Consider the following 24202-nt stretch of genomic DNA (forward strand, 5'->3'; position numbering starts at 1 on the left):
TTTTGATCGATAAATATATTGCCGTATGGGTTTCGAAATGGTAGGATGTTAATATCTTAAAAGTTTTGAAATTTGTCACATTATAATTTATTTTGACGAATGTTCTATAAGTACAGCTTAGTATTATCCAAATTGGGAATTTTTATAATGCGAATGAGAACAAGGGGAGAGACTACTTCAAAGTAGCGCCGAAGGAGCAAACAAAAATTTGTGAATCTCTCAGGCAAAAGAACTCTTGTTTGACGCAACTCTGGAGAGCGCTTCATTCATTTGAAGCCACCAAAGGGGACAGCCAAACGGTAAACTTTCAGGTGCCAGGACAGAGACCTTTCTTAAGTAAAGAGGGGGGTCTCTGTCCTTTTTTTTATGATTTTATAAGGGGGAAATAATAGTGGCGCAACTTAAAAGAACACCGCTTTTTGATGTGTATCAGAAGTATGGTGGGAAAACCATTGACTTTGGAGGATGGGAACTGCCTGTACAATTTTCAAGCATTAAAGAAGAACATGAGGCTGTAAGAACGAAGGCAGGTTTGTTCGATGTTTCTCATATGGGAGAAGTTGAAGTGAAAGGGACAGACAGTTTGGCCTTCCTTCAAAAAATGATGACCAATGATGTATCAAAGCTGCAAATTGGTGGTGCCCAATATACTGCTATGTGCTACGAGAATGGTGGTACGGTCGATGATCTTCTAATCTATAAATTGAATGACGACCATTATTTGCTTGTTGTAAATGCTTCTAATATTGAAAAAGACTTCACATGGTTAAACGATCATGTTGAAGGGGATGTAACGCTTCTGAATCTTTCTGAACAAATGGGCCAGCTAGCTCTTCAAGGCCCGCTTGCTGAACAGGTTCTTCAGAAACTAGTTGAAACAGTGGAGCTTTCGACAATTGGATATTTTAAATTTCAAGAGAAAGTAAAGATTGGAGGAAAAGAGGCACTTGTTTCAAGAACTGGGTATACCGGAGAAGATGGTTTTGAGGTGTACTGTAATAGTGAAGATGCGACTTACCTATGGGAAAAAATTCTTGAGGTAGGTAAAGAAGAAGGCGTTCTTCCATGTGGCTTAGGCGCTCGTGATACTCTGCGCTTCGAGGCTAATTTGGCCCTGTATGGTCAGGAGCTTTCTTCCTCGATTTCTCCGCTAGAAGCGGGTATTGGTTTCGCTGTGAAAGTAAATAAGGAAGAAGATTTTATTGGGAAGCAAGCTTTAAAGCAACAAAAGGAAGCTGGAGTTCCTCGAAAACTAATAGGCATTGAAATGATTGACCGAGGCATCCCAAGACATGGATATCCGGTGTATGTGGGTGAACAACTTGTAGGAGAAGTAACGACTGGAACACAATCACCTACGTTGAAAAGAAACATTGGCTTAGCGTTAGTGGATTCAGCAGTCGTAACTAGAGAGTCGGAGCTAACCATTGAGATTCGTGGGAAACGCTTGAAGGTAAAAGTGGTACCAACACCATTTTATAAAAGGGAAAAGAAATAAGGGGAGGAACAAACGTCATGAAGCATCGCTACTTACCAATGACAGAAACCGATAAAAAAGCCATGCTAGAAGAAATCGGAATTTCCGATGTTCAGGAGCTTTTTAACGATATTCCAGAAAGTGTTCAGTTTAAGGGAGAATATAAGATTAAAAAAGCTAAATCGGAGACAGCCTTATTAAAAGAATTAACAACCTTGGCTGCTAAAAATGCCGACTTACGCTCACATACTTCTTTTTTAGGGGCAGGTGTGTATGATCACTACATGCCGGTTATTGTTGATCATGTTCTTTCTCGTTCAGAATTTTACACAGCGTATACACCATATCAACCAGAAATCTCACAAGGTGAGTTACAGGCAATCTTTGAATTTCAAACAATGATTTGTGAATTAACAGGTATGGACGTTGCAAACTCTTCAATGTACGACGGGGGTACTGCTTTGGCAGAAGCAGCGATGCTAAGCTCTGGTCATACGAAGCGTAAAAAGGTGCTTCTCTCTAGTACGGTACATCCAGAAACAAAGGATGTAGTCAAGACGTATGCTAAAGGACAATACGTAGAAGTCGTAGAGATTCCATACAAAGATGGTGTGACTGATTTGGATGCTTTAAAGAGCGAAATGGGTGATGATATTGCAGCCGTTATCGTTCAATATCCAAACTTCTTTGGAAGAATCGAGCCGATGAAAGAACTCGAGGAAATCATACATGCTAACAAAGCAATGTTTGTGGTATCAAGCAATCCTTTGTCCCTTGGTGCATTAACACCTCCTGGAGCCTTTGGTGCTGATATTGTAGCGGGAGATGCACAACCGTTTGGAATTCCAACATCATTCGGTGGACCACATTGCGGTTATTTTGCTGTAACGAATAAGTTGGTTCGTAAAATTCCTGGTCGTCTTGTTGGTCAAACAAAAGATGATCAAGGAAGAAGAGGATTTGTTTTAACGCTTCAAGCAAGAGAACAACATATCCGACGTGACAAGGCAACATCTAATATTTGCTCAAACCAAGCGTTGAATGCTCTAGCTGCATCTGTCGCTATGACGGCTTTAGGGAAAAAAGGCGTCAAAGAAATGGCTGTGAGCAATATCCAAAGAGCTCACTATGCAAAGAAGGCATTTGAAAATAAAGGATTCACAATTGCCTTTAATGGACCATGTTTTAACGAATTTGTTGTTGTCTTAAATAAGCCTGTGAAAGAAGTGAACCAACAGCTTTTACAGGAAGGAATCATTGGAGGTTTTGATCTCGGGCGTAATTATCCAGAGTTGAAGAATCACATGCTTGTAGCAGTAACCGAACTACGTACAAAAGAAGAAATAGATCTATTTGTTGATCGAATGGGGGATTATCATGCATAAGGAAGACCAAGCGCTCATTTTTGAATTAAGTACCTCTGGCCGAATAGGGTATAGTCTCCCAGAGACAGATATCCCTGAGGTAAACATAGACGATTTAATTCCAGCAGATTATTTGCGAGCTGTTGAACCAAACCTACCCGAGGTTTCTGAGCTTGATATCATGCGTCATTACACAGCTCTTTCAAAAAGAAATCATGGAGTAGATTCCGGTTTTTACCCTCTTGGATCTTGTACGATGAAATACAACCCAAAGATCAACGAAAACGTAGCTCGTATAGCTGGTTTTGCTCATCTACATCCCCTTCAAGATGAAAGCTCTGTTCAAGGTGCATTGGAGCTTATGTATGATCTTCAGGAGCATCTAATTGAGATTACGGGTATGGATGAAGTTACATTGCAGCCTGCAGCAGGTGCACATGGTGAGTGGACGGGACTTATGCTCATTCGTGCCTTCCATGAAGCAAATGGCGACACAAAAAGAACAAAGGTAATTGTACCAGACTCCGCTCACGGAACAAATCCAGCTTCAGCAACAGTCGCAGGTTTTGAAACCATTACTGTTAAGTCCGATGAAAATGGATTAGTCGATTTAAATGACCTAAGAAGTGTTGTTGGAGAAGACACGGCTGCCCTAATGCTAACCAACCCAAATACTCTTGGTTTGTTTGAGGAAAATATTCTGGAAATGGCGCAGATTGTTCACGAAGCTGGTGGAAAGCTTTATTACGATGGAGCAAACTTAAATGCAGTACTTTCTAAAGCTAGACCAGGAGATATGGGCTTTGATGTTGTCCATTTAAACCTTCATAAAACATTCACTGGCCCACATGGTGGCGGTGGTCCTGGTTCTGGTCCTGTTGGGGTGAAGAAAGATTTAATTCCATACTTACCAAAGCCAATTGTTACGAAGAAAGACGGAGAATTTGTGTTAGACTACGATCGCCCACAGTCAATTGGACGTGTAAAACCATACTACGGTAATTTTGGGATTAATGTAAGAGCCTATACGTATATTCGTACAATGGGTCCGGATGGATTAAAAGCAGTGACGGAATATGCTGTTTTAAATGCGAATTATATGATGAGACGTCTTGAACCATATTTTGATTTACCGTTTGACAGGCATTGTAAACATGAGTTCGTCCTAAGTGGAAAGAGACAAAAGAAGCTGGGTGTACGTACATTAGATATAGCGAAGCGCCTGTTGGACTTCGGATATCACCCGCCAACTATTTACTTCCCACTAAATGTAGAGGAATGCATCATGATTGAGCCAACAGAGACAGAGTCGAAGGAAACTCTAGATGCATTTATTGAAGCAATGATTCAAATTGCAAAGGAAGCAGAAGAGAACCCTGAAATTGTTCAAGAAGCTCCACACACAACAGTTGTAGGGAGATTGGATGAAACAACAGCTGCAAGAAAGCCAATTTTGAGGTATCAAGCATAGTGATGTTAAGAAAACAAAAAGGATTCCGCTCTAAAGAGCTAGGAATCCTTTTCTCTTACTTTACTTTAATTTTACCAGACCACTTTTTGAATCCGCCTTCAAGGTGAGAAAGATCTTTATAACCTTTACGGTAAAGTGTTTGTGCTGCACGGCCACTTCTCATCCCACTTTGGCAATATAGATAAACCGGTTTGTCAGGACGAATTTCTTTCATGCGCATTTTAAATTGCGATAGAGGAATGTTTCTAGCTCCTAAAATATGTCCTGCTTCATACTCGTTCGGTTCACGCACATCAATTAGTTGAGCTTTTCGATAGCCTTCACGGAATTGTTGTTCATTCAGCGTTTTTACAATTTTTCGTTGGTAGAGCCATGTAATCACAGAGTAAGCGATAATGGCAACTACAAGTATAAGGATAAAATAAAGAGTATCCATAAAGTAACATGTCTCCTTTCGAACAAGCATTACGCCAAGTTATATTATATCGATGTTGAGACTTTGGGTAAAGAGGAACAACTTAATTTTTGAGTACATGTTACTTTCTTTCATTCGTTTCATTTGTTAAGCTAATAGAGCTAGATTTCAACATTAGAAAAAGAGGTTTCATTATGAACAAAGAAATATGGGGTTTCATTGATTCAGGAGAAGGATCTCCTTCTTTTAATATGGCATTGGATGAAGCATTACTTGATTGGCATAGTAAAGGAGAGATTCCGCCAATTATCCGCTTTTATGGCTGGAATCCGGCTACTCTTTCTATAGGGTATTTCCAAAAGGTTGAGAAGGAAATCGATCTTGATAAGGTGAAAGAACATCACCTCGGTTTCGTACGTAGACCAACCGGTGGGAGAGGGGTACTTCATGACCAAGAGCTAACTTACAGTGTTATTGTGACAGAAGAACATCCCGACATGCCTAAAACGGTAACAGAAGCATACCGCGTAATCTCTGAAGGAATATTAAAAGGGTTTCAGCTACTAGGGTTAGAAGCTTACTTTGCGGTTCCTAAAACAGCAGAAGAAAGAGATTCTCTAAAAAATCCTCGTTCAGCTGTTTGCTTTGATGCTCCAAGCTGGTATGAGCTAGTTGTTGAGGGAAGAAAAGTAGCAGGAAGTGCGCAAACAAGACAAAAAGGTGTTATTCTGCAGCATGGTTCCATCCTACTAGATATAGATGAAGATAAGCTGTTTAGTCTTTTTAAATATCCGAACGAAAGAGTAAAAGAACGTATGCAAAAAGCCTTTAAAAACAAGGCTGTGGCCATTAATGAAATTAGTTCAAGACAAATAGAGGTAGAAGAAGCCAAACATGCTTTTAAAAAGGGGTTCGAACAAGGGCTAAATATAGAATTGCAACCATTTGAACTTTCGGAAGAGCAGCTAGAATATGTTCATAAACTGGCGCGAGAACGGTATGAAAGTAATGAATGGAATTTTAAAAGATAAGCGTCGAAATATGTCGCTTTTCTTTTTTTTGTAAAGTTATAGGAAAAAAGCCTATAGTACGTAGGTTTGTCTCATTGTTAGAAAAAGCAAGGAGCGAAATTTGTTAAAATTTATCGCTTTCGCTCGAAAATCTACAAAAATCATCTCTTTTCGCTAGATTCTTAATTTTTTTGAGTTTGACAAAATTGCAGGTGTTTGAACTAAACACAATATATAGTGGTTGTTTTGGAAAAATATATACTATATGTAGACAATATAGTTGATTTCACAATTGGACTGTGGTAATTTAAGAATATTCCTAGCTGTGCTAGATTCTAAATTTCTATTAGTAGTTTTTTACAGAGTAGATTAAAAGAAGCATTTGTATATTTTAAAGGAGTTGTGTGTATGTCTGTTGCGTTTAGAAAAAAAATGAATATTGATGTCGAGAGCTTGAACAAGGACATTAGCTTGTTTCCTCAGGTGCATCCAGTAACCCCAGATATGAAGATTACTCATAAAGGGGTATCAAGACTAGTTATGCTTGACCGTTATACATTTAAAGATACGGAAAAGCTAACATTATCGAACGGAGATTTTGTTGTTCTTACAATTAAAGAAGATCCGAAGTTTCCTGCGAGAGGTCTTGGATTTATTCTTGAAATTGATTGGGACCAAAAGATGGCTAAAGTGCTTGTTGATGAGGAGTTTAGAGGAGTTCTAGATGACCCGGAAGAAGCTAGTACAGGAGTTATTAATCGTTCGCTTGATGTCATTGAAAAGCCATTGGAAGTGTTCTATGAGCAAATTGCGAAACGCAACGCAACAGGCTTGGCTTCAGTAGAGAGAACAGAAGAAAAGAAGGCTGAATGGTTCCAGAAGTTTTACCAGGAACTAGTTAACTTAAACTTCATTCCAGCAGGACGAGTTCTTTATGGAGCAGGTGCTGGAACAGAAGTAACATTCTTCAATTGTTATGTTATGCCATTTGTGCAAGATTCTCGTGAAGGAATCTCCGAGCATCGTAAGCAAGTAATGGAAATCATGAGCCGCGGTGGTGGAGTTGGAACGAACGGTTCAACCCTAAGACCAAGAAACACACTTGCTCGTGGAGTAAACGGCAAATCATCTGGTTCAGTATCGTGGTTGGATGATATTGCAAAGCTAACTCACTTGGTTGAACAAGGTGGGTCAAGACGTGGTGCTCAAATGATCATGTTAGCCGACTGGCATCCTGACATTATTGAATTCATTATTTCAAAAATGCAAAATCCAAAAATTCTTCGTTTCTTACTTGAGACAACAAAAGATGAAACGATTAAAAAATATGCGAAAGAAAAACTAAAGTTTTCTCCTCTTACAGAGAGTGAGCGTGCTATGTACCAAGGTATTGCTAATTACAAAACGATTCCAGGTCATGGTGGTTTTTCTGAGAAAAACATTGCGGACGCTGAAGAAAAGCTTGCTACTGGAGGAAATTTCTCCGTTCATAACTCAGAATTCTTAACAGGCGCGAATATTTCTATCTGTTTAACGAAAGAGTTTATGACTGCAGTTGAAAATGATACTGTGTACGAACTTCGTTTCCCAGATGTGGAAAGCTACGATGCTGAGGAAATGAAAATTTACAACGAAGAGTGGCATAAAGTCGGGGACGTTCGTGAGTGGGAAAAACAAGGCCATAAAGTACGAGTGTACAGAAAGATCCAGGCAAAAGAATTATGGAATCTTATTAACATCTGTGCGACATACTCAGCTGAGCCTGGAATTTTCTTCATCGACAACGCAAACGATATGACAAATGCGAAAGCATATGGTCAACAAGTAGTAGCTACAAATCCATGTGGTAAATAGTTTGCCTCATGTAAAAAACTGCGGAATAAAGCGGGAAGGCTGAGATGCTGATCCGAACCGAAGGCTGAATGTAAAAGTTTAGTCAGGGGCAACGCATAGACGGTGAACCTTGAAAGAGAATATAACCCGTCCACGAGGCCGCAGCATTACACAGGATCTACCGAAAGAGTATCGTGTGCAATGAAAAGATATGCTGAACTTGCGGGAATACAACCGTAAGAACTAGAGGATAAAAAGCCTTTAGGTTAACAAAATTGGAACAACCACTAGCACCATATTCCGTGTGTAACCTTGCTGCTGTTAACTTAGCGGAGATGGCAAATAAAGAGACAAAAACGGTTAATTTTGAAAAGTTAAGACAAACGGTCGCTGTCGGCGTTCGTATGCAAGATAACGTTATTGATGCTACACCATACTTCCTTGAAGATAATAAGAACCAAGCATTAGGAGAAAGACGTGTAGGACTTGGTGTAATGGGCTTACATGATCTTCTGATCTATTGTGAGACAGAATACGGTTCTGAAGAAGGAAATGTTCTAATTGATAAAGTGTTTGAAACAATTGCAACGACAGCCTATGAAACATCTGTTGAATTAGCGAAGGAAAAAGGCAGCTTTCCGTTCCTTGTAGGCAATACAGATGAAGAAACGAATCGTCTTCGTCAAGCATTTACGCAAACGGGCTTTATGCAAAAGATGCCTGAGCATGTGAGAGAAGCTATTCTAGAAACTGGAATCCGTAATTCTCACTTGCTAACAGTAGCTCCTACAGGATCAACTGGAACAATGGTAGGTGTATCCACGGGTCTTGAGCCTTACTTCTCGTTCTCATATTTCCGTAGTGGACGTCTTGGGAAGTTTATTGAAGTAAAGGCAGATATTGTACAAGATTATCTTGACCGACACCCAGAAGCGGATCCTGATCATTTGCCAAGCTGGTTCGTATCAGCGATGGAGCTTTCACCTGAAGCGCATGCTGACGTACAATGTGTCATCCAAAGATGGATTGATAGTTCAATAAGTAAAACGGTAAATGCGCCAAAAGGATATAGCGTTGAGCAGGTAGAAAAGGTGTATGAGCGTTTATACCGCGGTGGAGCAAAGGGTGGTACCGTATATGTGGATGGATCACGTGATAGCCAGGTATTAACACTGAAGGCAGAAGAAAATACGGCTGATGAATTTGAGCCAAATGTGGAAAAAACACATGTGGTATTAGTTGATACCATTTCGGATCTTCGTTCGACTGATGTAACCATTGGTTCTGAAGTTGGAAATACTTGTCCTGTATGTCGCAAAGGAAAAGTAAAAGAAATCGGTGGCTGTAACACTTGTACAAACTGTAACGCACAGTTAAAGTGTGGTCTATAATTTGAGGTTAAAGAGGATGGAAATAATTGTTCCATCCTCTTTTTTCGTTTCTTTATTTTTTTGTTCATACTACCTGTATAACTAGGTTGATGAAATGAGGGAAAAATATGAAGCCATTCGTTCCACAGCTTGTTTATATAGAACCAGGTGCACTGGAGTATAAACTCGGTAAAGAATTGAAACGAAAGTTTGAAGACATGGGCCTTGAAATAAGAGAAACAACATCACATAATCAAATACGTGGAATTCCTGGAGACAATGAGCTTCAGCAATACCGGAATGCAAAGTCCACCTTAGTTGTTGGTGTAAGAAGAACATTAAAGTTTGATACATCTAAGCCGTCAGCCGAATACGCCATTCCTTTAGCAACAGGATGCATGGGGCATTGTCATTACTGTTATTTACAAACTACATTAGGAAGTAAGCCGTATATTCGAACATACGTAAATCTCGAGGATATTTTTAATCAGGCTCAAAAATATATGGATGAACGAGCTCCAGAGATCACTCGATTCGAAGCCGCTTGTACATCAGACATTGTTGGCTTAGATCATTTAACTCATTCCCTAAAGAAAACGATTGAGTTTATCGGTCAAACAGAGTATGGTCAGCTTCGTTTTGTAACGAAGTATCATCATGTCGACCATCTGCTTGATGCGAAACATAATGGGAAAACACGATTTCGCTTTAGTGTGAATTCACGGTATGTAATTAAAAATTTCGAACCGGGAACATCAACATTTGATGAACGACTTGAAGCCGCTAAGAAAGTAGCTGATGCGGGTTATCCACTTGGGTTTATTGTTGCCCCTATTTATCTTCATGAGGACTGGAAGGAAGGGTATCGAGAGTTATTTGAACGACTAAGTGACTCATTACAAGGAATTGAGTTGCCTAACTTAACCTTTGAATTAATTCAACATCGTTTTACGAAGCCAGCCAAAAAGGTAATTGAAAAGCGCTACCCGAAAACAAAGCTCGAAATGGATGAAGAAAAAAGAAAATACAAATGGGGGCGTTACGGAATTGGAAAGTACGTGTATCAAACCGATGAAGCAGCAGAAATGGAGCAAACGATTCGAGGGTATGTAAAAGAGTATTTTCCCAATGCAGAGGTTAGCTACTTTACGTAAAAGGCCCATACGATAAAAAAATAAAATGATTAAGATTGTCCGCGGTACTATTTCATGAAGTTACTGCTTAAAGATGTATCATATACGTGCATCTAAGGAGTGACTTTCATGTATATTGACGGCGTTTTTTCTGGGGGAGGCATTAAGGGAATTGCCTTAGTTGGTGCCTATGAAGCAATTGAAAATAGAGGCTTTCGATTTAAAAGAGTGGCAGGAACGAGTGCAGGCTCCATTATTGCGTCGTTAATTGCTGCAGGCTATACAAGCAAAGAGGTTTATGAGCTTATAAATGAATTGGATTTAAAAACGTTTTTAGATACTCGGCCTTCGTATCTACCCTTTCGTGTGGCTAAATGGATTCTTCTTTATTGGAGACTTGGGATTTACAAGGGACAGAAACTTGAAGAATGGCTTGCTGAAAAGCTTGCACAAAAAGGTGTTCGAACATTTGCAGACCTTGAACCACAAGCTTTAAGAGTTGTCGCTTCGGACTTATCAAATGGCCGATTAATTATCCTCCCAGATGATTTGCCGTACTATGGAATTAATCCAAATTCATTTTCAGTTGCGAAAGCAATCCGAATGAGCTGTAGCTTACCGTATTTTTTTGAACCAGTTAAAATAAAGCATGACCATACGACAAGTACAGTTGTTGATGGTGGGGTTCTTAGCAATTTTCCCATGTGGCTATTTGATAGTGAGAATGTAAAAAAGGTTCGACCCGTATTAGGAATCAAACTTTCTCATAGTATTCAAGATCGACCGATTAAACAAATAACCAACGCAATTAAGCTATACGAGGCTCTGTTTGAGACAATGAAGGATGCTCATGACTCGAGATATATCTCAAGAAAGCATGAAAAAAATATCATCTTTATCCCTACTGAAGGGGTATTAACAACGGAGTTCGAATTGACTGAGGAAAAAAAGCAAATCCTTTTCGATTTAGGGAAGGAAAGAGCTTCCCAATTCTTTTCAAAGTGGAGTTATTAAAAAGAGAAACCGAGCGTCTAAAAAGATGCTCGGTTTTTCTTTTTACCTTTTCGCCCTTCAATGACCGTTAAATGTGTGGCTGATTTGGATTTATTCGCATGCTTTTTTAACGAAGTAATGGAGCCACTTTTGGCTGAAGGTTTCCGCTCTTTTTGTACATACTTCTTTTTTGAACGCTTAGCAGCTTTACGGAACGCATGCTGTTCTTTTTTGTCGGGACTTCCCTTATAAAAATGTCGAACCAAAAAGTACAGAATGACTCCGACAATTGCAAACACAAAAATACTTTTAAAAAATTCACTCGGATTGACCATAAGTCTAGAAACTACACCAATGGCAGCTAAAGTAACTAAACAAACGATAAAAATAAGCGAAGTTCGATTTTTCATGAAAGCCACCTCCCTAAAAGCATGATTAGCATTTTTTTCCGCTTTTAAACTAGCTGCTCTGACAATTACACAATTTCCACCCATTCTTCGTTAACAAAGATGAGGAGATTGGGCTTGCACATTTTAATGGTGAGGTTGTTATTGTATAAAACGTTTTAAAGGTATTAATTAATTTATGCAACTTTCCACGATATTGGAACTCCATTTTTACATTTGTTTAATAAAATCTTATCTTATATTTATTCTACTAGAAAAGGAAAAAAACCTCTATCATGTAGACTTAAATTGACAGAAATCAAATTATTTTTATTTATAAGTAAGGAAAGAAATGCCGTGGGACATAATACAAATGGAGGTGGTTTTAATGGCAGAAAATAAGGGGAAATATGAGCAAGAACAGCACGAAAAACCATTATCATTTATGGCTATGGTCATTATTACGGGGTTTGTAGGAGGAATACTATGGAGTGGTCTTGCATTTATTGCATGGTATTTTAACTTCACTGAGATTCATCCAAGGGTTATCTTAGAACCATGGGCGATCGGCGCATGGAAGAAACAATGGCTTGGTACTGTCATTTCGATTATTCTTCTCGGAGTTATTTCAATCGGGGTTGCCATTATGTATTACATAGCGCTCAGACGTTTTAGGAGTATATTTATTAGCATGGGCTTTGGACTTGCGTTACTTGCATTGGTATTGTTCGTACTTAACCCAATCTTCCCTGGAATTCCTCCATTTAGAAAGTTGGAGTTAAATACATTAATTACTACAGCTTGTTTTTATGTTTTATATGGGACGTTTATCGGTTATTCGATTTCCTATGAAGAACATGAAATGAAGAAAATAAAAAAGGCAAACCATGAACCTCAGTTCTCTCCAGACTAGTGTAACGAAAAAAGGATGTGTTAGAATGTTCTTATTGAGCATTCTTTTTTCGTTACACAGAATAAACATACGAAAGGGAGAGAATGATGGAAAAATTAAATAAATTAAGAGCTGAGATAGAAAAGTTAAATATTGATGGAATCGTTATAACAAGTAGTTTTAATCGTCGCTATATGTCTAATTTCACTGGGTCAGCGGGAGTTGTCCTCATTAGTAAAGATCGTGCACAATTTATTACTGATTTTCGTTACGTCGAACAAGCAGAAAAGCAATGTGTAGGTTTCGAAATCGTAAAGCATAACGGTACCATACCTGAGGAAGTAGCAGCACAAGTTAAAGAGCTTGGAATCACTAGACTTGGCTTTGAACAAGAACATGTTACATATTCTTCTTATCAATCCTATAAAGAAGCAGTCCAAACAGAACTAGTACCATTATCAGGCGTTATTGAAAAGTTGCGCTTGATAAAGACTGACGCAGAGATTAAGATATTAAAGGAAGCAGCAAAGATTGCAGATGCTGCGTTTACACATATTTTAGGCTTTATTCGTCCAGGGATAACAGAGTTAGAGGTTTCGAATGAGCTTGAGTTCTTTATGAGAAAAAGAGGTGCAACTTCATCATCTTTTGATATAATTGTTGCTTCAGGAATTCGATCTGCACTTCCTCATGGAGTGGCTAGTGAAAAAGTGATTGAAGCAGGTGATTTTGTAACACTTGACTTTGGGGCATATTATAAAGGCTATGTATCCGACATTACAAGAACTGTATCAGTTGGAGAACCTGATGATAAGCTAAAGGAAATTTACAATATTGTATTACAAGCACAATTACTTGGGATGGAAGGAATCAAACCAGGAATGACGGGAAAAGAAGCCGACGCGTTGACAAGAAATCATATTTCTTCACATGGGTATGGTGAATATTTCGGTCATTCGACGGGACATGGTATTGGTCTAGAAGTGCATGAAGGTCCTGCACTATCAGTAAGATCAAATCTTGTTCTTCAAGAAGGAATGATTGTAACTGTTGAACCTGGTATTTATATTCCAGGGCTTGGCGGTGTTCGTATTGAAGATGATACGATTATTACGAAGGATGGAAATGAATCCCTCACTTACTCTACAAAAGAACTTATTATTCTTTAATGCACTTATTAGGAGGATTTATTAATGATTTCAGTAAACGATTTTCGTACAGGTTTAACAATTGAAGTAGATGGCGGCTTATGGCGCGTAATGGATTTCCAACACGTTAAGCCTGGTAAAGGTGCGGCATTTGTTCGTTCAAAGCTTCGTAACCTTCGTACAGGAGCAGTTCAAGAAAAGACATTTCGTGCGGGAGAAAAGGTAGCGAAAGCGCAAATTGACAACCGTAAAATGCAGTATTTATACGCAAACGGAGAGCAACATGTTTTCATGGACGTAGAGTCATATGATCAAATCGAGCTTCCTGCAACAGCAATTGAATATGAACTAAAGTTTTTGAAAGAAAACATGGAAGTTCATATCATGATGTATCAAGGTGAAACACTAGGAGTTGAACTTCCTAATACTGTTGAGCTTGAAGTTACTGAAACAGAGCCAGGAATCAAAGGTGACACAGCATCAGGTGGAACAAAACCTGCTATTTTAGAAACGGGTCTTTCTGTTCAAGTGCCTTTCTTTATTAACCAAGGTGATCGTTTAATCATCAACACAACAGAAGCTTCATACGTTTCAAGAGCTTAATAATGTACTTATTATAATGAATGAAAAAGACACTCGAGTGAGTGTCTTTTTTTGTTACGTAGTAAATTGGAAGACGGCCGTAAGGGTTGCTTTAACTTGGAGTAGACCCGGTTCTATCGTTGTACTTACTCCTTTTACCATAGGCATCGTAGCATAAAGTGGTTCAGGGATTGTTACAGCACTGCCACCTTCAATAATGTGTATAGGTGGATGATTGAGTTGAACACGTAAGGCTTGTGCAATCGCTGCAGCCTTCTGTGTCGCATCATTAACGGCAAGAGTGAGTGCTTGTTGTTCTTGATTTAAGACATTCTTTGCTGAAAAATTAATCGCTTGTATACTGTTTGCTCCACTTTCTATTGCTTTATCAACGACCATGCCAATTTGCTCCATATTGGATAAAGTAACTGTTAAACGATGCTCTACTTTATAATTTCTAAACGTTTGCACGCCATCAACAAAGTCGTATTGAGGGAAAATGGAAAAATCAGATGTTTTAATTTTGTCTCTCGGAATTTGGAGTGCAAGTAAAGCATCCACAACAGCAGAACTCACTTGTGCATTTTCTCGCTGTGCGGGCACGAGTTCCTTATTCTCCGTAATGATCCCAATAATAACATCCGCCTGGTCAGGTTGTATATCAACTGTTCCTTCCCCTATCACCCTAATTTCATTTGTATTTGTTGCTCTAGAAGGATAATGGTTCCATACACGGGTGTAATCTTGATACATATCATCCCCTCCTTTTTCAGTAATTCTCTTTGTAAAATGTATGCAGTCTAAGGAATAAGATTCTACTCTTATTTATAGAATTCAGGAGTCATAATGTGGCCAAGCAGGCATACAAATGAATTAATGAGAAAGGTTCTGAGGACAGGAGGAAATGTTATGGAAGACGTTATTGGTATGTTACCTAAAGCAATTGCCAATCAAATGAATCAACTGTCACCCTTTCAATTAAATGATATGGAAGAAATTCGAATCAGAATTGGTCGCCCCTTGGAAATTACCTGTGGGGGAAAACCAATCTTTTTATCTTATACGGTAAAAGCAGAAGATGCGATACAACTGCTGAATAAGATCAGTCATTTTTCTATCTATACATTAGAAGAAGAATTAAAAAGAGGATATGTTACGGTGGCAGGCGGCCATCGGGTGGGCCTTGCTGGGAAAGTAATTTTGGAGGCGGGCAAGGTGAAAGCAATTACTGATGTTTCATCTTTTAACTTCCGTATAGCAAGAGAGAAAATCGGGATTAGCCATAGTCTCCTCCCATTTCTATATGAAGGAGACTGGTTGCATACCATGATCATTGGTCCGCCACAGACAGGAAAGACAACGTTAATAAGAGATTTAGCGAGAGTGATTTCAACAGGTACAAAAACGATCCCAGCAGCCAAGGTAGGAATTGTTGATGAGCGATCTGAGATTGCTGGAAGTATAAATGGTGTTCCTCAGCTGACATTCGGACCGAGAGTAGATGTATTAGATTCTTGTCCAAAAGCTGAAGGAATGATGATGATGATTCGCTCTATGAGCCCTGATGTGTTAGTTGTAGATGAAATTGGTAGGGAAGAAGATGGCGAGGCTATTTTAGAAGCAGTTCATGCAGGGATCTCGCTTTTAACGACGACACATGGCCATTCGTACGCAGATATTGTAAAAAGACCCACATTAACACCGATTATCAATAGTGGAATATTCCAAAGATTTATCGAATTAAGCCGATTAGAAGGGCCAGGCACTGTACTTTCTGTGAAGGATCAACATGGTAGGGAAATGGTCAGAAAAGTGAGTGTGACATAAATGATAAAGTTAATCGGAGCCGTTTTTATTATCATTGCTACTACGTGGACGGGCTTTGAAGCCTCTAGGCACTTAACAGAAAGGCCTCGCCAGCTAAGACAATTAAAGTCAGCGTTACAATCACTTGAGGCTGAGATCATGTATGGTCATACCCCTCTTCATGAAGCAGCTAGAAGATTAGCTTCACAGCTTTCCAAGCCTCTTTCTTGGTTTTTTGAATCCTTTTCGAAGAAACTAACCAACTCTGAAACTACGGTAAAAGATGCGTGGGAGGAAAGTCTTCAAGAGGTTTGGAAGCTCACAGCGTTAAAACAAGGAGAATATGAGATTATGAAGCAATTTGGTGAGACGCTTGGGAGACATGATCGTTTCTCGCAACAAAAACAAATTCGTTTGGCGTTAACCCACCTAGAGCGTGAAGAAGCGGATGCGTATGACAAGCAATCGAGATATGAAAAAATGATGAAAAGCTTAGGATTTCTATCAGGGTTACTTCTAGTTATTCTATTGATGTAAAAAATCGAATGTGGTCTTAGGAGGATAAGCAAATGGGTTTAGAAGTGGATATTATTTTTAAAATAGCTGGAGTAGGTATTGTAGTTGCGTTTTTACACACAATTCTCGATCAAGTCGGAAAGAAAGAGTACGCTCAGTGGGTCACTTTATTTGGCTTTATTTATATATTATTTATGGTTGCTTCTATTGTGGATGAATTATTTCAAAAAATCAAATCAGTGTTCCTATTCCAAGGGTAAAGGAGGGTTTGACGATTGAAATTTTACAAATAGTTGGGTTTGCACTTATTGCTACCTTTTTAGCTCTTGTAGTAAAGGAGCAAAAACCAAATTTCGCCTTTTTGCTAATCGTATTTGTTGGATGTTCCATCTTTCTCTATTTAATCGACCAAATCTACGCGATTATCCATATGCTTGAAAAAATAGCGATAAATGCAAATGTAAATATCATTTACGTAGAAACCATTCTGAAAATTATCGGAATCGCTTATATCGCGGAGTTTGCTTCTCAAATTACAAAGGATGCGGGACAAGCTGCAATTGCCTCGAAAATCGAGATGGCTGGGAAAATACTAATACTTGCCATGGCGATACCCATTTTGACTGTGTTGATAGAAACAATTATTGCATTAATCCCAAATTAGTTGAGCCACTGAACTGAATAAAAGAAGGTGAAAAAGTTGAAGCAACTAATCTTCAAAACAATCTCTCTCTTATTTCTCATCCTTTTTTTGTTAGTCCCAATAAGTAAAGCGGAGACAAACGACGAAACTCAATCTTCTTCACAGTCAGTCCTAAATCCTGAACAAATGATGGAGGAACAGCTTGAGGCTTTAGATATCGATGAAATGAAAGTGTTCTGGGAAAAGATTACGACAGAATACGGAGGGTTTCTCCCGGAAAGTCAAAAGGGAAGCCTATACGATTTTATCAAAGGGGACAAGCAATTTTCCTTAAAAGAGTGGACGAATGGAATAATTAAATTTATTTTTCACGAATTTGTTGTGAATGGAAAACTTCTTGGGACCCTTATTTTACTTACCGTGTTCTCCATGTTTTTGCAAACACTGCAAAACTCATTTGAAAAGAGCACAGTTAGTAAAGTAGCGTATGCGATTGTATTTATGGTGTTAATTATTATCGCGCTAAATAGTTTTCATGTAGCCATCCAGTATACAAATGATACGATAACAACTATGATTTCCTTCATCTTAGCGCTTATACCGCTACTTCTTGCATTAATTGCCTCGTCGGGGGGGCTTGTATCTGCAGCCTTTTTCCATCCAGTGATTTTATTCCTCATGAATAGCAGTGGAATGTTTATACAATATGTGGTTTTACCACTTTTGTTTTTAGGAGCTGTACTTAGCATTGTGAGTATTTTATCAGAGCATCACAAAGTGACTCAATTGGGCAATCTGTTAAGAAATTGGAGCATTGGATTACTCGGGATCTTCCTGACCGTTTTCCTTGGTGTTCTAAGTGTCCAAGGAGCTTCAGCTGCTGTGACAGATGGTATTACGATTCGAACAGCGAAATTCATTACCGGTAATTTTATCCCAGTTATTGGACGAATGTTTACAGATGCCACTGACACGGTGATTAGTGCTTCTCTTTTACTGAAAAATACCGTTGGAATTGCAGGGGTAGCCATTTTGCTATTAATTGTCGCTTTTCCAGCGATAAAGATATTAATGATTGCCTTTATTTATAAGTTTGCAGCTGCCGTTTTACAGCCTCTAGGAGGAGGACCTGTTATCGCTTGTTTAGAAATCATTAGTAAAAGTATTGTTTTCGTGTTTGCTGCTTTAGCTATCGTATCTATGATGTTTTTTTTAAGTTTAACCGTTGTCATTGCAGCAGGAAACCTTACGATGATGGTCCGTTAGGAGGGTTGGAATGGATTTTCTAAAAGATTGGATCACAAATATTATCCTTTTCGTCTTGCTGGCAACAGTTGTTGATATGCTGCTTCCAAATTCGAATATGCAAAAATACACCAGGATGGTTACTGGATTATTGCTAATAGCAATTATTCTTTCACCCGTTCTGAAAATATTATCTAGTGATTTCGAGGCGAGTCTCTCCTCTATAACCGAAGTAGACTCCATTTCAGAAAAAAATATAGAAAATTCAATAGAATTGAAGAAAAAAGAAATACAAGCCTCTTTTGATGCATATGCTTTAGAAGAAGTGGCTGTCCAATTAAAAAAGGACGTTGAAGAGGAGTTGATGGAACAGTACGGTTTAGAGATTGCTAGTATCGATTTATCAGTGGATGAAACGAGCAGCGCGACCTTCCCAGACAATCTTCAAGAGATATCTGTTACATTACGAGAATCAACAACGGAGGATGTAGTAGAAGTCGTACAAATGGTTGATATTGATACGAACTCACCTCTACCATCTAAGTCGGTAAGTGAACAAAACGAGGAAATGTCTTCACTTCTCTCTGAAAAATGGGATGTAAACAAAGACGCTGTTGAAATCTTCATAGAAGGGGGGAACAAATAAGTGGAAAATGATACAGAAAAAGATAAAGAACCTAACAAAGATAAAGGGCCAATTACATTCCTAAAAAAACTATTTAGTAAAGATAGCCCTCCTGAAAAAAAATCTAGTAAATATCAATACTTCTTGATCGTCTTATTAATTGGAGCCGCCATTATGTTAGCAAGCAATTTGCTAATAAATCCAAATTCAAGTTCTTCAGCTGTGGAAACGGGAGCAAATGCCGATGAATCAAGCGAAGACGTTGAAACATTTGGACAGAAAAAAATAGATGGGAATGAAATCATTGCCGCCTATGAAGATCATTATGAAAATCAATTAAAGGAAACACTTGAGGGAATTGTCGGCGTTGGAGAAGTCATTGTAGCAGTAAATGTCGACGCGACTGAGAAAAAAATTCTAGAAAAAAATGTGGTTGTTCAGTCCCAGAAAACGGAAGAGGTTGACCGTGAGGGTGGGCAAAGAACAGTCGAAGACCAATCAAAGGATGAACAGTTAGTGATTATCCGAGATGGGGAAAAAGAGGTTCCTATTGTAATAGAAACGAAGAAGCCAGCTATTCGTGGCGTCATCGTAATTGCAAAGGGAGCTGATAATATACAAGTGAAAAAATGGATACTTGAATCCGTTACCAAACTATTAGATGTACCGGTTCACAGAGTATCTGTTATGCCTAAAAAATAAAAGGGGGATTTATAGATGTTATTGAAAAAACAAACGGTTTGGTTATTAACAATGCTTAGCTTAGTTGTTGTATTATCGGTATATTACATTACTTCTCCAGAACAGCAAATGAATAATATGGCTACGGTAGAAAAAGAAGCAGAGGAAGACTCAACAGTAAGTGGAGAAAATAAATCAGAATCTGGGGAAACTGTCATTTCTAGTACTGCTAGCGATGAAATGTTTGAAGCACTACGCTTAGAGCTAGATGAAGAGAGAAGTAAGTTGAAAGAAGAGCTAGAAACGACAGTTGCTTCAACGGATCTACCAACTGAAGACATTAATGCAGCTCTTGACAAAATTAAAGAATTAAATGATGTGACTCAAAAAGAAGCGTATCTTGAAACAATGATTGTAGCGATGGACTATGAAGATGCTTTAGTAAGAGTAAGCGATGATGAAGTTCGCGTTACTGTAAAAGCAAAAAGCCACTCACCAGCAGCTGCAAATGAAATCTTAAAGTTAGTACGCTCTGAATTAAGCGGGCTGAAGCCAGTGGTACAATTTCAAATAAGTAAATAATAGAAAAACGGAAAGCCTGAGCGCTTTCCGTTTTTTATTCAAATAAGCCTAATTTATTACAAACTTTAGTCACAGGAGGGAAATATGTATGTAAAATTTTAAAAAATCTTATATTTCAAAAATGAAAACGTGGTCTTTTGTCGAATATGTATATAAAGGAATAAAGGTTGAACTTCTATGAGGTCTTATCGTATGATATTAGTATCTAGTGCTAAAAAGTAAATTAGAGGTGAGTATGATGTTAAAGGTTCAAGAAATTAGAGAATTAATAAAACTTGTAGATCAATCAAGTCTAGATGAATTTGTTTATGAATACGAAGGTGCAAAAATTAAAATGAAAAAGAATGTGGCTGTGGGAACAGTTACTGTAAAGGAACAAGTTACCCCAGCACCTGTAGTCGTTGCTGAAAGAACACCAGCACCAGTGGCTGCTGTAGAGGTAAAGCAAGAGGAGCAAATCGCACCTCAAGCACAAACAGCACAAACACCTGCTGCTGATACTTCAAACTTACATAAAATCACTTCACCGATGGTTGGGACTTTCTATCAATCACCTTCACCTGATGCTGATGTGTATGTTAAGGTTGGCTCAAAGGTTTCAAGCGATTCAGTGGTTTGTATCGTAGAAGCAATGAAGTTATTTAATGAAATTGAAGCTGAAGTTAACGGAGAAATTGTTGAAATACTTGTAAAAGACGGACAGTTAGTGGAGTATGGTCAACCGTTATTTTTAGTTAAGCCAGAGTAAGGAGCTGTCTGCTATGATAAAAAAGTTATTAATTGCGAATCGAGGAGAAATCGCCGTTCGGATTATTCGAGCTTGTCGTGAGCTTGGGATTGAATCTGTTGCTGTATATTCTGAAGCGGACCGTGAATCTTTACATGTTCAGCTTGCAGACGAAGCATATTGCATTGGGCCAACGGCATCAAAGGACAGCTACTTGAATTTTACTAATATCATTAGTGTAGCTAAGCTAACTAGCTGTGACGCAATTCATCCTGGTTATGGTTTCTTAGCTGAAAATGCTGACTTTGCTGATCTTTGTAGAGATGTGAATATCACATTTGTTGGACCATCTCCTGAAGCTATCTCTAAGATGGGAACAAAGGACGTTGCTCGTGAAACGATGAAACAAGCAGGAGTTCCCATTGTCCCTGGATCCCAAGGAATCATTAAGGACGATGAAGAAGCCATTGAATTGGCAAATAAAATTGGGTACCCTGTTATAATAAAAGCGACTGCTGGTGGGGGCGGAAAAGGGATTCGTGTGGCCCGAACGGAGACTGAGCTAATCAAAGGGATTAACATTACTCAACAAGAAGCATTAACTGCTTTTGGTAACCCTGGGGTATATATCGAAAAGTTTATTGAAGAGTTCCGACATGTTGAGATACAAGTACTTGCAGATAATCATGGTCATGCCATCCATTTAGGGGAAAGAGACTGCTCCATCCAAAGAAGACTTCAAAAGCTTCTTGAGGAAACGCCTTCTCCAGCCTTAGACGGAGAAGTAAGACATGAAATGGGAACAGCGGCCGTTAAGGCAGCACTAGCGGTTGATTATTCTGGTGCAGGTACAGTAGAATTTATTTATGATTATCAAAACCGTAAGTTTTACTTTATGGAAATGAATACTCGTATCCAAGTAGAACATCCTGTCACAGAGATGGTAACTGGTGTAGACCTTATTAAGGAACAAATTAAAGTGGCATCTGGTGACAAGCTTAGTTTAACCCAAGAAGAAGTTATGTTTAATGGGTGGGCGATTGAATGCAGAATTAACGCAGAAAATCCAATGAAGAAATTCATGCCTTCACCTGGTAAAATAGAAATGTATCTTCCTCCAGGAGGTTTAGGAGTTCGTGTGGATTCAGCTGCATATCCTGGTTATACGATTCCTCCATACTATGACAGCATGATTGCGAAGCTGATTACTTACGGAAGTACTAGAGAAGAAGCAATCGCACGCATGAAAAGAGCGTTAAGTGAATTTGTCATAGAAGGAATTCATACAACCATTCCATTCCACTTAAAACTCTTGAATCATGAAAAGTTTGTTGAAGGAGACTTTAACACGAAATTTCTTGAAATGTATGATTTAATGGAAACAGGAAAATAAAGTTGGAGGTGCTTTGTATGAGCGAAAATAACATCTTGGAAATGAATCCAGGAAACTCTGGTCTTGGGAAAGTAGAGATTGCACCTGAAGTCATTGAAGTAATCGCTGGAATTGCTGCTTCTGAAGTAGAAGGAGTTTCTCAAATGAGAGGAAACTTTGCATTAGGTGTCGTTGAGCGATTAGGTAAGAAAAACCATGGCAAGGGTGTTAAGGTGGAGCTTGGAGAAGACGGAATTAAAGTGGATGTGTATTGCTTAATGAAGTTTGGTGTTTCCATTCCAACTGTTGCTCAAAAGGTTCAAGATAATATTCGACAAGCGCTTTTGAATATGACTGCACTTGATGCTAAGGAAGTAAACGTGCATATCGTTGGTATTCAATTTGAAAGTACGAAGCAAGAGGTTGAACAAGAACAAGAGCTGTAATTTATTCACTCTAAAGAGTCAAGGACAACAAAAATGTCTTTGGCTCTTTTTTCTTTCGAGTATTTCATGTATGATGAGTTATTATGCTATGATCATATTGATGATTAGGGTATCTCAACTAATAAAGGAGTTTAGGATAGATGAAAAGAAGAACGGCAAGAGAAAAGGCGTTACAAGCATTGTTTCAAATTGACATGAGTGAAGCAAATCCAGAGGAAGCGATTCTTCATGTATTAGAAGAAGAGCGTGGAGATAACTACCTCTCTGATTTAGTTGGTGGGGTTGTCGAACACAAAAGTCAGATAGATGAAATGATTAAAGAGCATTTAGAAAAATGGACAATCGAGCGAATTGCGCCAGTGGATCGGAACCTGTTAAGACTGGCTGTTTACGAACTTGTATACTTGAAAGAAGAAGTACCTGCAAACGTTGTTATTGATGAAGCGATTGAGATTGCGAAAGTTTTCGGAGATGAGCATGCTAGTCGATTCGTAAACGGAGTTCTCTCTAAAATAAAGCAACAAACAGAAAAGCAGTAATTCCGTTTTGCTGAAAAGGGGGAATCGTTGTGACAGCTCATACAATTGATGGGAAAGAATTAAGTAGAAAAAAGAGAAGAGAAATCCAGGCAGACGTTCAGAACCTTAAAAAAGCGGGAGTTGTACCAGGCTTAGCGGTCATTTTAGTTGGGAATGATGATGCATCACGTACATATGTGACTAACAAACAGAAAGCATGTAAGGAGCTTGGAATATATTCGGAGCTTATTACCTTTGACTCAACTGTTACTCAAGACATATTGCTAACTAAAATATATGAGCTTAATGAGAGTAAAGAGATACATGGGATATTAGTACAACTTCCACTTCCAGAACATTTGGATGAAGACGAAATCATTAATGCAATTACACCGATGAAAGACGTTGATGGTTTTCATCCGATTAATGTGGGAAAGATGGTTATAGGACAAGATGCATTGATGCCATGCACCCCCTCAGGTGTGATTGAGATGCTCGAAGATAATGCTATTTCTCTATCTGGAAAGCATGTGGTGATTGTGGGACGAAGCAATATCGTCGGAAAACCCCTAGGGCAAATGCTATTAAACCGCGATGCTACGGTTACTTACTGCCATTCAAAGACTCGTGACTTAGCATCATTCACGAATCAAGCAGATATTTTAATTGCTGCTGTAGGGAGAGCTAATTTTATAACTGCCGACTTTGTAAAACAAGAGGCTGTAGTCATTGATGTTGGAATCAACAGAAACGAAGAAGGGAAGCTCTGTGGTGATGTTGCTTACCATCAAGTAAAAGACAAGGCCTCCTACGTTACCCCAGTACCAGGTGGAGTCGGTCCCATGACCATTACTATGCTCATGTATAACACAGTCAAAGCCGCGCGAAAAGCTATTCAAGGATAGATTTTCACAAAAAACAGCCCTTTTTTATAGGTAATCCCTTTTCCAAACCATCATGACGTGAC

At 38.7% G+C, this 24202-nt stretch carries 25 protein-coding genes, 2 pseudogenes and 1 riboswitch; of the genes and pseudogenes, 24 read left to right on the plus strand and 3 right to left on the minus strand.

The annotated features are described in order from the left end of the window. The first annotated feature begins 153 nt into the window (after window positions 1-153). Window positions 154-245: riboswitch (glycine riboswitch) on the plus strand. A 146-nt stretch (window positions 246-391) separates the two neighbouring features. The 3 genes from gcvT to gcvPB are packed head-to-tail and all read left to right on the plus strand — an operon-like array spanning window position 392 to window position 4312. Next, entirely contained in the window at window positions 392-1498 is a 1107-nt protein-coding gene (gcvT, locus tag ACQ5H4_RS10615; RefSeq protein WP_430774894.1) for a glycine cleavage system aminomethyltransferase GcvT, read from the plus strand. Between the two features lie 17 nt (window positions 1499-1515). Beyond that, a complete protein-coding gene (gene gcvPA / locus ACQ5H4_RS10620; protein WP_430774895.1) occupies window positions 1516-2862 on the plus strand; it encodes an aminomethyl-transferring glycine dehydrogenase subunit GcvPA in 1347 nt (448 codons plus the stop codon). Continuing rightward, the gene (gene gcvPB / locus ACQ5H4_RS10625) at window positions 2855-4312 is read left to right on the plus strand and encodes an aminomethyl-transferring glycine dehydrogenase subunit GcvPB (protein WP_430774896.1); all 1458 of its coding nucleotides are present in this window, start codon (window positions 2855-2857) and stop codon (window positions 4310-4312) included. Before gcvPA ends, gcvPB begins: the two co-directional genes overlap by 8 nt. Window positions 4313-4367: 55 nt before the next feature. On the opposite strand, the gene ACQ5H4_RS10630 is transcribed toward gcvPB, so the two are convergent. Further along, window positions 4368-4748, minus strand: coding sequence for a rhodanese-like domain-containing protein (locus ACQ5H4_RS10630; protein ID WP_119709106.1), 381 nt, complete (start codon window positions 4746-4748; stop codon window positions 4368-4370). Between the two features lie 173 nt (window positions 4749-4921). Between ACQ5H4_RS10630 and ACQ5H4_RS10635 the strand changes: the two genes are divergently transcribed. The 5 genes and pseudogenes from ACQ5H4_RS10635 to ACQ5H4_RS10655 all read left to right on the plus strand — a co-directional run bounded on the left by ACQ5H4_RS10635 (window position 4922) and on the right by ACQ5H4_RS10655 (window position 11087). Then, the gene (locus tag ACQ5H4_RS10635) at window positions 4922-5758 is read left to right on the plus strand and encodes a lipoate--protein ligase family protein (RefSeq protein WP_430774897.1); all 837 of its coding nucleotides are present in this window, start codon (window positions 4922-4924) and stop codon (window positions 5756-5758) included. Window positions 5759-6145: 387 nt separating this feature from the next. Then, window positions 6146-7582 (plus strand): annotated as a pseudogene (locus tag ACQ5H4_RS10640) (vitamin B12-dependent ribonucleotide reductase); the annotation flags it as partial. A 266-nt stretch (window positions 7583-7848) separates the two neighbouring features. After that, window positions 7849-8961, plus strand: a pseudogene (locus ACQ5H4_RS10645) (vitamin B12-dependent ribonucleotide reductase); the annotation flags it as partial. Between the two features lie 107 nt (window positions 8962-9068). Next, window positions 9069-10094: a spore photoproduct lyase gene (splB, locus tag ACQ5H4_RS10650; protein WP_430774898.1), complete on the plus strand. Its 1026-nt coding sequence runs from the start codon at window positions 9069-9071 to the stop codon at window positions 10092-10094. A 108-nt stretch (window positions 10095-10202) separates the two neighbouring features. Then, window positions 10203-11087, plus strand: a complete 885-nt coding sequence (locus tag ACQ5H4_RS10655) for a patatin-like phospholipase family protein (RefSeq protein ID WP_430774899.1) — start codon at window positions 10203-10205, stop codon at window positions 11085-11087. 17 nt (window positions 11088-11104) lie between these two features. Here ACQ5H4_RS10655 and ACQ5H4_RS10660 read toward each other — a convergent pair whose 3' ends face one another. Beyond that, a complete protein-coding gene (locus ACQ5H4_RS10660) occupies window positions 11105-11476 on the minus strand; it encodes an SA1362 family protein (protein WP_430774900.1) in 372 nt (123 codons plus the stop codon). 364 nt (window positions 11477-11840) lie between these two features. Between ACQ5H4_RS10660 and ACQ5H4_RS10665 the strand changes: the two genes are divergently transcribed. From ACQ5H4_RS10665 to efp, 3 genes are all read left to right on the plus strand, one after another. Next, window positions 11841-12365 carry a YqhR family membrane protein gene (locus ACQ5H4_RS10665; RefSeq protein WP_430774901.1) on the plus strand — a complete coding sequence of 175 codons (525 nt, stop codon included), beginning with the start codon at window positions 11841-11843 and terminating at the stop codon, window positions 12363-12365. 86 nt (window positions 12366-12451) lie between these two features. Beyond that, window positions 12452-13513, plus strand: a complete 1062-nt coding sequence (locus ACQ5H4_RS10670) for a M24 family metallopeptidase (RefSeq protein ID WP_430774902.1) — start codon at window positions 12452-12454, stop codon at window positions 13511-13513. Window positions 13514-13537: 24 nt separating this feature from the next. After that, window positions 13538-14095: an elongation factor P gene (gene efp / locus ACQ5H4_RS10675; RefSeq protein ID WP_430774903.1), complete on the plus strand. Its 558-nt coding sequence runs from the start codon at window positions 13538-13540 to the stop codon at window positions 14093-14095. A gap of 54 nt (window positions 14096-14149) precedes the next feature. On the opposite strand, the gene ACQ5H4_RS10680 is transcribed toward efp, so the two are convergent. Further along, window positions 14150-14827 (minus strand): SIMPL domain-containing protein, encoded by a 678-nt coding sequence (locus ACQ5H4_RS10680; RefSeq protein WP_430774904.1) that lies wholly within the window; start codon window positions 14825-14827, stop codon window positions 14150-14152. Window positions 14828-14983: 156 nt separating this feature from the next. On the opposite strand from ACQ5H4_RS10680, the gene spoIIIAA reads away from it, so the two are divergent. From spoIIIAA to folD, 13 genes are all read left to right on the plus strand, one after another. Continuing rightward, entirely contained in the window at window positions 14984-15901 is a 918-nt protein-coding gene (gene spoIIIAA, locus ACQ5H4_RS10685; RefSeq protein ID WP_430774905.1) for a stage III sporulation protein AA, read from the plus strand. Further along, on the plus strand, window positions 15902-16417 hold the full coding sequence (gene spoIIIAB, locus ACQ5H4_RS10690) for a stage III sporulation protein SpoIIIAB (protein ID WP_119709094.1): 516 nt from the start codon (window positions 15902-15904) through the stop codon (window positions 16415-16417). It abuts the gene before it with no gap. 32 nt (window positions 16418-16449) lie between these two features. Further along, window positions 16450-16656, plus strand: a complete 207-nt coding sequence (gene spoIIIAC, locus ACQ5H4_RS10695; protein ID WP_077213937.1) for a stage III sporulation protein AC — start codon at window positions 16450-16452, stop codon at window positions 16654-16656. 8 nt (window positions 16657-16664) lie between these two features. Further along, a complete protein-coding gene (spoIIIAD, locus tag ACQ5H4_RS10700) occupies window positions 16665-17060 on the plus strand; it encodes a stage III sporulation protein AD (protein ID WP_119709093.1) in 396 nt (131 codons plus the stop codon). 36 nt (window positions 17061-17096) lie between these two features. Further along, on the plus strand, window positions 17097-18305 hold the full coding sequence (gene spoIIIAE, locus ACQ5H4_RS10705; RefSeq protein WP_430774906.1) for a stage III sporulation protein AE: 1209 nt from the start codon (window positions 17097-17099) through the stop codon (window positions 18303-18305). Window positions 18306-18315: 10 nt separating this feature from the next. Further along, complete coding sequence (spoIIIAF, locus tag ACQ5H4_RS10710) at window positions 18316-18930, plus strand: stage III sporulation protein AF (RefSeq protein WP_430774907.1); 615 nt, start codon at window positions 18316-18318, stop codon at window positions 18928-18930. Continuing rightward, window positions 18931-19611, plus strand: a complete 681-nt coding sequence (gene spoIIIAG, locus ACQ5H4_RS10715; protein WP_430774908.1) for a stage III sporulation protein AG — start codon at window positions 18931-18933, stop codon at window positions 19609-19611. It abuts the gene before it with no gap. Between the two features lie 15 nt (window positions 19612-19626). Continuing rightward, on the plus strand, window positions 19627-20172 hold the full coding sequence (locus tag ACQ5H4_RS10720) for a SpoIIIAH-like family protein (RefSeq protein ID WP_430774909.1): 546 nt from the start codon (window positions 19627-19629) through the stop codon (window positions 20170-20172). Window positions 20173-20410: 238 nt separating this feature from the next. Continuing rightward, window positions 20411-20920, plus strand: coding sequence for an acetyl-CoA carboxylase biotin carboxyl carrier protein (gene accB, locus ACQ5H4_RS10725; RefSeq protein ID WP_430774910.1), 510 nt, complete (start codon window positions 20411-20413; stop codon window positions 20918-20920). Between the two features lie 13 nt (window positions 20921-20933). Beyond that, complete coding sequence (gene accC / locus ACQ5H4_RS10730) at window positions 20934-22292, plus strand: acetyl-CoA carboxylase biotin carboxylase subunit (protein ID WP_430774911.1); 1359 nt, start codon at window positions 20934-20936, stop codon at window positions 22290-22292. A gap of 17 nt (window positions 22293-22309) precedes the next feature. Next, window positions 22310-22717 carry an Asp23/Gls24 family envelope stress response protein gene (locus ACQ5H4_RS10735; protein ID WP_119709082.1) on the plus strand — a complete coding sequence of 136 codons (408 nt, stop codon included), beginning with the start codon at window positions 22310-22312 and terminating at the stop codon, window positions 22715-22717. A gap of 140 nt (window positions 22718-22857) precedes the next feature. Beyond that, a complete protein-coding gene (gene nusB / locus ACQ5H4_RS10740; RefSeq protein WP_430774912.1) occupies window positions 22858-23256 on the plus strand; it encodes a transcription antitermination factor NusB in 399 nt (132 codons plus the stop codon). A 29-nt stretch (window positions 23257-23285) separates the two neighbouring features. After that, a complete protein-coding gene (folD, locus tag ACQ5H4_RS10745; RefSeq protein WP_430774913.1) occupies window positions 23286-24140 on the plus strand; it encodes a bifunctional methylenetetrahydrofolate dehydrogenase/methenyltetrahydrofolate cyclohydrolase FolD in 855 nt (284 codons plus the stop codon). Window positions 24141-24202: the final 62 nt, after the last annotated feature.

The sequence above is a fragment of the Bacillus coreaensis genome (genome assembly GCF_050586445.1).
GTDB classification, from domain to species: domain Bacteria; phylum Bacillota; class Bacilli; order Bacillales; family Cytobacillaceae; genus Robertmurraya_A; species Robertmurraya_A coreaensis.